Raw genomic sequence first — 921 nt, forward strand, 5'->3', positions numbered from 1 at the left:
GCCGCAACAACGTCATCGCCTTCACCAACGGGTTCCACGGCGTTTCCCTTGGCGCGCTCGCCGCGACGGGCAATGGTTACCACCGCGGCGGCGCCTCCGTCTCGCTGCCCGACGTAACGCGCATTCCCTATGACGGCTTTCTCGGTGAGGGCGTCGATTCCTGCGACCTTCTGGAGCGGATGATCGCGGAACCCTCAAGCGGGATCGATACGCCTGCTGCCATCGTGCTCGAGACCGTCCAGGGCGAAGGTGGACTGAATGTGGCGTCAGCGGAATGGGTGCGCCAGGTCGAGAAAATTGCGCGCGCCCACGGGGCGCTCTTCATCATTGATGACATTCAGGCCGGCTGCGGGCGCACCGGCTCCTTCTTCAGCTTCGAAGGCATGGGGGTCAACCCGGACCTCATCACCATGGCAAAGTCGCTGTCAGGTTTTGGCCTCCCCATGGCCGTGCTGCTGGTGAAACCGGAGTTCGACGTCTTCGGTCCGGCTGAGCACAACGGGACATTCCGCGGCAACAACCACGCCTTTGTTACCGCACGCGTCGCGCTGGAGAAGTTCTGGGCCGATGATGCGTTTCAGAAAGAGATCGCCGAGCGCTCCGCCTATCTGGCGAAGCGTCTGGAGGCAATCTCGGCATTGCTGCCGACGGCCAGTGTAAAGGGCCGGGACATGATGCAGGGCGTCGATGTCGGCACCGGACAGCTGGCAAGCGAGATCTGCGCGCGCTGCTTCGACAAGGGCCTCGTCATCGAGACCTCCGGCGCCCATGACGAGGTCGTGAAGGTCCTGGCGCCACTGAACATCGACATGCCCCTCTTTTCGCGCGGCCTCGACATCTTCGAGCATGCCGTCCGCGAAATCACCCAATCAACCAGTATAGCTGCGGAGTAACCGAGAATGATCGTTCGCGACCTCAATG

The 921-nt window shown here is 62.4% G+C and carries 1 protein-coding gene; it reads left to right on the plus strand.

Annotated features, from left to right (window positions below; all coding sequences use genetic code 11):
- Positions 1-893, plus strand: an 893-nt coding sequence (locus IEX27_RS21065) for an aminotransferase class III-fold pyridoxal phosphate-dependent enzyme (protein WP_188723029.1), incomplete at its 5' end; no start/stop codon positions are given.
- Between the last annotated feature and the right edge of the window lie 28 nt (positions 894-921).

The organism is Nitratireductor aestuarii (genome assembly GCF_014641695.1).
GTDB lineage: Bacteria > Pseudomonadota > Alphaproteobacteria > Rhizobiales > Rhizobiaceae > Chelativorans > Chelativorans aestuarii.